7 protein-coding genes are annotated in these 7704 nt (G+C 65.4%); 4 read left to right on the top strand and 3 right to left on the bottom strand.

All coding sequences use genetic code 11. The features are described from left to right. From WBQ44_RS12450 to phoH2, 3 genes are all read left to right on the top strand, one after another. The coding region (locus WBQ44_RS12450) for a DUF885 domain-containing protein (protein WP_495566998.1) at positions 1–1034 on the top strand (1034 nt) is incomplete at its 5' end. Positions 1035–1159: 125 nt separating this feature from the next. Then, positions 1160–2443, top strand: a complete 1284-nt coding sequence (glyA, locus tag WBQ44_RS12445; protein WP_495566997.1) for a serine hydroxymethyltransferase — start codon at positions 1160–1162, stop codon at positions 2441–2443. Between the two features lie 316 nt (positions 2444–2759). After that, complete coding sequence (phoH2, locus tag WBQ44_RS12440; RefSeq protein ID WP_495566996.1) at positions 2760–4085, top strand: RNA 5'-3' helicase PhoH2; 1326 nt, start codon at positions 2760–2762, stop codon at positions 4083–4085. 33 nt (positions 4086–4118) lie between these two features. Here the strand turns inward: phoH2 and WBQ44_RS12435 are convergent, their stop codons facing one another. Then, positions 4119–4529: a limonene-1,2-epoxide hydrolase family protein gene (locus WBQ44_RS12435; protein ID WP_495566995.1), complete on the bottom strand. Its 411-nt coding sequence runs from the start codon at positions 4527–4529 to the stop codon at positions 4119–4121. Positions 4530–4627: 98 nt separating this feature from the next. Here WBQ44_RS12435 and WBQ44_RS12430 point away from each other — a divergent pair, with 98 nt between their 5' ends. Then, positions 4628–5485, top strand: a complete 858-nt coding sequence (locus tag WBQ44_RS12430) for an acyl-ACP desaturase (protein ID WP_495566994.1) — start codon at positions 4628–4630, stop codon at positions 5483–5485. Positions 5486–5577: 92 nt separating this feature from the next. On the opposite strand, the gene WBQ44_RS12425 is transcribed toward WBQ44_RS12430, so the two are convergent. Both WBQ44_RS12425 and WBQ44_RS12420 read right to left on the bottom strand, forming a co-directional pair. Further along, the gene (locus tag WBQ44_RS12425) at positions 5578–6981 is read right to left on the bottom strand and encodes a class II fumarate hydratase (protein ID WP_495566993.1); all 1404 of its coding nucleotides are present in this window, start codon (positions 6979–6981) and stop codon (positions 5578–5580) included. Positions 6982–7013: 32 nt separating this feature from the next. After that, positions 7014–7704: class II fructose-bisphosphatase family protein (locus WBQ44_RS12420; RefSeq protein ID WP_495566992.1), on the bottom strand; the 691-nt coding region annotated here is incomplete at its 5' end.

Below are 7704 nucleotides of genomic sequence, written 5' to 3'. Positions count from 1 at the left end.
CCGCCGAACTGCGCGCCGACATCGCCGACACCGACCTCCCTGCGGACCGGGCGGAGTTCATCGACGTCCACCTGCGCGCCCTCGAATGCTCCGGAAGGAAGTTCGCGGGCGAGGACATCGGGTTCGTCGACGAAGTGCACGCCTACTTCGACGTCCACATCGAGCTCGGCGATCAGGACGAGTACCGCGAGGCGCACCGGAAGATGGACGCGGTACTCGCCGGACCGGGGTCGCTCGCCGAGCGGCTCTCCGCCCACCGGAGAAGCGACGTCGTTCCCGCTGACCGCCTGCAGGAATGCGTCGACGCGTTCTCGAGTGCTCTGCGCGACCGGGTGCGCGCGGAGTACACGCTGCCCGAGGCGGAACAGGTGAACTACGAGGTCGTCGGCGACAAGCCGTGGTCGGGCTTCAATTACTACCTCGGCAACTACACCTCCACGGTCGCGATCAACTCCGACCTGCAACAGCAGATGGCCAATCTGCCGCACCTGATCGCGCACGAGGCGTACCCGGGGCACCACACCGAACACTGCCGCAAAGAGGCCGGTCTCGTGTCCGCCGGGCAGCTCGAACAGACTCTGTTCCTCGTCAACACCCCGCAGTGCCTGATGGCCGAGGGGCTGGCCGACCTGGCGCTGAAGTCGATCGTCGGGCCCGGATGGGGTCTGTGGGCGCAGGAAATTTACGCAGACCTGGGGCTGCGGTTCGACGGTGAGAAAGCCGAACGACTTTCGGCGGCGTCCGCACAGTTGCTCGGTGTGCGTCAGGACGCCGCCCTGCTGCTGCACGATCAGCGCAAGAGCCAGGACGACGTGGCGGCCTACCTCGAGAAGTGGTCGTTGACCTCGCCCGAACGAGCCCGGCAGAGCTTGAAGTTCTTGTCCTCGCCGCTGTGGCGGGCGTACATCAGCACCTACGTCGAGGGCTACAAACTGCTCGGTGCTTGGCTCGACAAGGGCGCCACCACGTCGGAGCGTTCCGCGCTGTTCGGCCGGCTGCTCGACGAACCGTTGATCCCCAGCGCGTTGCGTTAGTGCGCCTTCGGCGCCCGTGCGCCTTAAGTGTTGCTCACCCGACGCTATCCGAACACGGGGGCCGCAGGCGCGTCTCGTAAACTGATGGCCGCCCACCGTGCTGCGTTCGCTTGGAGACCCCCTTTATGACTGACGTCAACAACCTGTCGCTTGCCGAGCTCGACCCCGAGGTCGCCGAAGCAATGGCGGGTGAACTCGGTCGTCAGCGCGACACGCTCGAGATGATCGCGTCGGAGAACTTCGTCCCGCGCGCGGTTTTGCAGGCCCAGGGCAGTGTGCTCACCAACAAGTACGCCGAGGGCTACCCGGGCCGTCGCTACTACGGCGGCTGCGAGCACGTCGACGTCGTCGAGGACCTCGCCCGCAACCGTGCGAAAGAACTGTTCGGCGCCGAGTTCGCCAACGTTCAGCCGCACGCAGGCGCGCAGGCCAACGCCGCGGTGTTGATGGCACTGATCAACCCGGGCGACAAGATCATGGGCCTCGACCTCGCTCACGGCGGCCACCTCACGCACGGCATGAAGCTCAACTTCTCCGGCAAGCTCTACGAGGTCGAGTCGTACGGTGTCAGCAAGGAAGATCACCGCATCGACATGGACGAAGTGCGCAAGCAAGCCGCCGCGGCCAAGCCGCAGGTCCTCATTGCCGGATGGTCGGCGTACCCCCGTCACCAGGATTTCGAGGCATTCCGCTCCATCGCCGACGAGGTGGGCGCGCTCCTGTGGGTCGACATGGCCCACTTCGCAGGTCTCGTCGCCGCCGGTGTGCACCCGTCGCCGGTGCCGTACGCGGACGTCGTGTCCACCACCGTGCACAAGACGCTCGGCGGCCCCCGCTCCGGCATGATCCTGGCCAAGAAGGAATGGGCCAAGAAGCTCAACTCCGCGGTGTTCCCCGGCCAGCAGGGCGGACCGCTCATGCATGCCGTGGCAGCCAAGGCCGTTGCACTGAAGATCGCTGCGACGCCCGAGTTCAAGGAACGCCAGGAGCGCACGCTGCTCGGCGCGTCTCTCCTGGCCGAGCGTCTCACCGGCGCCGATGTCTCGGGCAAGGGCATCTCGGTGCTCACCGGCGGCACCGACGTGCACCTCGCGCTCGTCGATCTGCGCAACAGTGAGCTCGACGGCCAGCAGGCGGAAGATCTCCTGCACGAGGTCGGCATCACCGTCAACCGCAACGCCGTTCCGTTCGATCCGCGCCCGCCGATGGTCACCTCGGGCCTTCGTATCGGCACCGCTGCCCTCGCCACCCGCGGCTTCGGTGAAGCCGAGTTCGCCGAGGTCGCCGACATCATCGGAGAGACCCTGGCAGCAGGCGAAGCCCGCGATTCACTCAAGGCGCGCGTGGTGAAGCTCGCTCAGAGCAAGCCGCTCTACGAAGGCCTCGAGGACTGGGGTCTGCTGGGCTGACGCCCACTTTTTTTGGCATCGATGGGCCGTGGCAGCCGATAGACGGTTGCTACGGTCCATCGATTTCTTCGCAGACGGCCGGTTAACGTGCTGTTCATCGACACGCCCCCTCGGCGGCGAGCCAAGACCCGGATTTGGCGGTAGCGTCGCCAGTAACAGACAGCGGGGAAGCTGCCTGTGCGGGAGGTTCCGATACGTGACTGAGCAAGTGAGTGCGAGAGGGCCGGCACCCGGTCCTCGTGTCATCTGACACGTCGGATCGACCGGCCGAGCGATCACTGTCTGCGCGGTGCCGCGCGAGACATAGGAGCCACACGTGACCACTTCACGCTCCGTTTCCGCCCCTCTCCGGACCTTCGTGCTCGATACCTCGGTTCTGTTGTCGGACCCCTGGGCAGTCATCCGTTTCGCCGAGCACAATGTGGTTCTGCCGTTGATCGTCATCAGCGAGCTGGAGGGTAAACGCCATCACCACGAGTTGGGGTGGTTCGCGCGGGAATCACTACGTATGCTCGACGATCTCCGTGTCGAGTACGGGCGCCTCGACCAACCGGTTCCCATCGGAACCGACGGCGGCACACTGCAAGTCGAGCTCAATCACACCGATCCCACGGTACTCCCGGTGGGCTTTCGCACCGACTCCAACGATTCGCGGATCCTGGCGTGCGCGCTCAACCTGGCCGCCGAGGGCAAGGATGTCGTGCTCGTCAGCAAGGACATCCCCCTGCGAGTGAAGGCGGGAGCAGTCGGACTCCCCGCCGACGAGTACCACGCCCATGACGTCGTGCCGTCCGGCTGGACCGGAATGGCCGAACTCGAGGTGCAGGCCGGCGACATCGATCGGCTCTTCTCCGAGGGCGTGATCGATCTCGACGGTGCCCGGGACATGCCGTGCCACACGGGCGTTCGTCTCCTCGGCGGACGGTCGAGCGCTCTGGGTCGGGTCACGGCCGACAAGCAGGTGCAGCTGGTGCGCGGCGAACGCGAAGCCTTCGGGCTGCACGGGCGTTCGGCCGAGCAGCGGGTCGCGCTGGACCTACTTCTCGACGAGAGCATCGGCATCGTCTCGCTCGGTGGCAAGGCGGGTACGGGCAAGTCGGCGCTCGCGCTCACCGCGGGTCTCGACGCCGTGCTGGAGCGTCGTACGCACCGGAAAGTGGTCGTGTTCCGCCCGCTGTACGCCGTCGGTGGTCAGGAGCTCGGTTACTTGCCGGGAAGCGAGAGCGAGAAGATGGGCCCGTGGGCCCAGGCGGTGTTCGACACGCTCGACGGCCTGGCAAGCCCCGAGGTGATGGAGGAGGTCATCGCGCGCGGAATGCTGGAAGTGTTGCCGCTGACGCACATTCGCGGCCGGTCCCTGCACGATTCGTTCGTCATCGTCGACGAGGCGCAGTCGCTCGAACGTAACGTGCTGCTGACGGTTCTGTCGCGGCTCGGGAGTGGATCGCGAGTGGTGTTGACGCACGATGTGGCTCAGCGCGACAATCTCCGCGTCGGACGCCACGACGGTGTGGCCGCCGTCATCGAAAAGCTCAAGGGTCACCCGCTTTTCGCGCACATCACCCTCACCCGCAGCGAGCGTTCACCGATCGCGGCGCTGGTGACGGAAATGCTCGAGGAGTTCGGGCCGGCGGGAGCGTAAGCGATCCGCGCCGTGTGGGTGAGTCATCGCCACTCACACGGCGCGAACCCCGCTTCTGAAAAGGCCCCGAACCAGTCCCCTGAAGAAGTCGACGTTGTCGAAGTAGTCGCGCCACACAGCGATCTTTCCGTCGCGCAGCTCGAACGTTCCGCACACCCAGAATTCGATGCGCAGCCGTCGCCACACCAACACGTCGGTGCGTTCGGTGAGCACGATGTCGCCGTCGGCCGCGATGTTGTGCACGGTGACGTCGAACCCGTAGTTCGGTTTCGCGAGCATCCTCATGTATCTGCCGACGTCGGCGATGCCGCGTACTTTCGGCAGCCCCACGTTGTGCCACACGATATTCTCGTCCATGCAGGACAGTGCTCGCTCGACGTCCCTGTCGCGAAGCGCCCCGAGCATGTCCTCGACGAGTGCTGTTGCCTGCGTTGTGTCGGTCACTTGGGCAGCGTAGACCCGCGGCGACGGGTATCAGTGAGAAATCACAGACGTCAGGGGCGCACGGTTCGACGCTGATGTGGAGGCACTACGCTGCGGGTATGCCTATTTCTATGACGGACGGTGACCTGTTGCTCCGGCTGGAGCCCGCCGTGGACGAGAAACTGCGTCGCCACATCGAGCAAGCCGAGGACTGGCATCCGCACGATTTCGCGCCGTGGAGCGACGGCCGAAACTTCGCGTTCCTCGGCGGCGAAGACTGGTCTCCCGAGCAATCGCACCTGTCCGACGTGGAAATCCTGTCGGCCACCGTCGGTGTGCTCGTCGCGGACAACCTGCCCTCGTACCACCGCGAGCTCGCTCGTGCACTCACAGGCCTCGGCGCCTGGTGGAAGTGGACCGGTCGTTGGACGTCGGAAGAGAATCGTCAGGCCATCGTGCTGCGCGACTACATGGTGTTGACCCGCGCCGTCGACCCCGTCGCCCTCGAGCGCGTGCGCATGGAAGAAATGACGAAGGGTTACGACGCCCCCAGCCTGCACGTCCTCGACATCCTCGCGGAATTCACGTTGATCGAGACGGCGGCGGCATTGCGCGCCACCAACACCGTCGCACTGGGCGGCGACGAGGTACTCGCCGCCATCATGAACAAGATCGCCGCCGACGACACCCGTCAGGCCGAGTTCTTCGCGTCCGTTGTCGACGAGGCATTCGCCGTGGTACCGGATCAGATGGCCCGTGCCATCGCCGACCGCGTCCAGAACTTCGCAATCCCGGTCGTCGACCTGCCGAGCAAGGCCAACAGCACCGAAGCGCTCGCCGACGCCGGCATCTACGACGAAACCCAGCAGCGCGACAAGGTGTTGAAGCCCGTGCTCGCTCGGTGGAACTTCTTCGGCCGCAACGATTTCGGCGACGAAGGCAACGCTGCCCGCGAGGAACTTCGTCACCTGGCCTGACGCGCACCTCCAGCCGTACAACATCGATGGCCCATTGCAACCGTCCAGCGGATGCAATGGGCCATCGATGCCATGTGGTTACGCTCTGACCGCTAGTCCTTGACCTTCGCCATGGCCAGCACGTCGAGCCGCTTGTCGAGCTCTTCTTCGCTCAGCTTGTCGCCGAGGAGTCCGCGGTCGATGACGGTCTGACGAATCGTCTTCTTTTCCTTCAGCGCCTGCTTGGCGACGGCTGCTGCCTCCTCGTAACCGATCGCAGAGTTCAGCGGCGTCACGATGGACGGCGACGATTCGGCGAGGGTCTTGAGGTGTTCGACGTTCGCTTCGAGTCCGGTGATGCACTTGTCGGCGAACAGAACCGACACGTTGGCGAGCAGCTTGAACGATTCGAGCACGTTGCGGGCCATCATCGGGATGTAGACGTTGAGCTCGAATGCGCCCGATGCTCCGCCGAATGCCGTTGCGGCGTCGTTGCCGATGACCTGTGCCGCGACCTGTGTAACTGCCTCGGGCAGAACGGGATTGACCTTGCCGGGCATGATCGAGCTGCCGGGCTGCAGGTCGGGGAGCTGAATTTCACCGAGGCCGGTGAGTGGACCGGACCCCATCCAGCGGACATCGTTGGCGATCTTGGTGAGCGAGACGGCGATGGTGCGCAGTGCCCCGGACGCCTCGACGAGCCCGTCGCGTGCCGCCTGCGCTTCGAAGGAATCCTTCGCTGCGGTGAGTGCGTCGATACCCGTCGACTTGACCAGTTCTGCAACCACTTTGGGGCCGAAGCCGTCGGGGGCGTTGAGGCCGGTGCCGACGGCGGTGCCGCCGATGGGCAGTTCACCCAGGCGGGGGAGGGTTGCCTCGATGCGCTCTATGCCCGCCTCGATCTGACGCGCGTAGCCGCCGAATTCCTGGCCGAGGGTGACCGGCACGGCGTCCATGAGGTGGGTGCGGCCGGACTTGACGACGTTCTTCCACTCCGTGGCCTTCGCGTCGAGCGCGAGGTGCAGGTGCCGCAGGGCGGGGACGAGCGAGGTGACGGCAGCTTCGGTGGCGGCGACGTGCGTTGCCGTCGGGAAGGTGTCGTTGGAGCTCTGCGACATGTTGACGTGGTCGTTGGGGTGCACCTCGACGCCGTTGGCCTTGGCGATCGACGCGATGACCTCGTTGGCGTTCATGTTGGAGCTGGTGCCCGAGCCGGTCTGGAACACGTCGATCGGGAACTGGTCGTCGTGCTTGCCTTCGGCGATCTCGGTGGCCGCGGCGATGATTGCGTCGGCGAGGGTGCCGTCGAGGAGGCCGAGGTCCTTGTTGACCTGAGCGCAGGCTGCCTTGAGCAGGCCCATTGCGCGAATCTGGGTGCGCTCGAGCGGGCGACCGGAGATCGGGAAGTTCTCTACCGCTCGCTGCGTCTGGGCACGCCACAGTGCGTCGATCGGAACACGCACCTCTCCCATGGTGTCGTGCTCGATGCGGTACTGCTGTTCGTCTGTCTGCGTCATGAGCCTTACTTTGCCAGTCGTGGGGTCGGGGATCAGAAGGAAGGTGCCTGGCCGCTGACGTCGGCGTCGAAATCGACGGACGAGTACTCGCGCAGCTTCTCGAGGCGGTGGTATGCGTCGATCATGCGGACGGTGCCGGACTTGGATCGCATGACGATCGACTGCGTGTGTGCGCCGCCGCCTGCATAGCGGACGCCGCGCAGCAGGTCGCCGTCGGTGACGCCGGTTGCGGTGAAGAAGACGTTCTCCCCGGAGACGAGGTCCTTGGTGTCGAGGACTCGATCGAGATCGTGGCCGGCGTCGATCGCCTTCTGGCGCTCTTCGTCGTCGGTCGGTGCGAGGCGACCCTGGATGGCGCCGTCCATACAACGCATCGCGGCGGCGGCGATGATGCCTTCGGGGGTACCGCCGATGCCGATGAGCAGGTCGGTGCCGGAATCGGGACGTGCCGCGGCAATAGCACCGGCGACGTCGCCGTCGGAGATGAGGCGGATGCGTGACCCAGCGTCGCGAACCTGCTGGATGAGATCGGCGTGACGCGGGCGGTCCAGGATGCACACCGTGACGTCGGAGGCGGAGCCCTTCTTGATCTTGGCGATGCGTGCGATGTTTTCGGCTACCGGCGCCGTGATGTCGATGACGTCCGCGTAGTCGGGTCCGACGGCGATCTTCTCCATGTAGAAGACTGCAGACGGATCGAACATCGCGCCGCGTTCGGCGACC

It is taken from the genome of Rhodococcus sp. (in: high G+C Gram-positive bacteria) (assembly GCF_049591685.1).
Taxonomy (GTDB): domain Bacteria; phylum Actinomycetota; class Actinomycetes; order Mycobacteriales; family Mycobacteriaceae; genus Rhodococcoides.
The sequence above is the reverse complement of the archived record's forward strand: the minus strand, read 5'-3'. Positions and strand labels throughout refer to the sequence as shown.

Bases quoted from the DNA above. Each gene is read 5' to 3' on its own strand.
- glyA (WP_495566997.1), top strand. From the start codon at position 1,160: ATGACTGACGTCAACAACCTGTCGCTTGCCGAGCTCGACCCCGAGGTC.
- WBQ44_RS12430 (WP_495566994.1), top strand. From the start codon at position 4,628: ATGCCTATTTCTATGACGGACGGTGACCTGTTGCTCCGGCTGGAGCCC.
- WBQ44_RS12425 (WP_495566993.1), bottom strand. From the start codon at position 6,981: ATGACGCAGACAGACGAACAGCAGTACCGCATCGAGCACGACACCATG.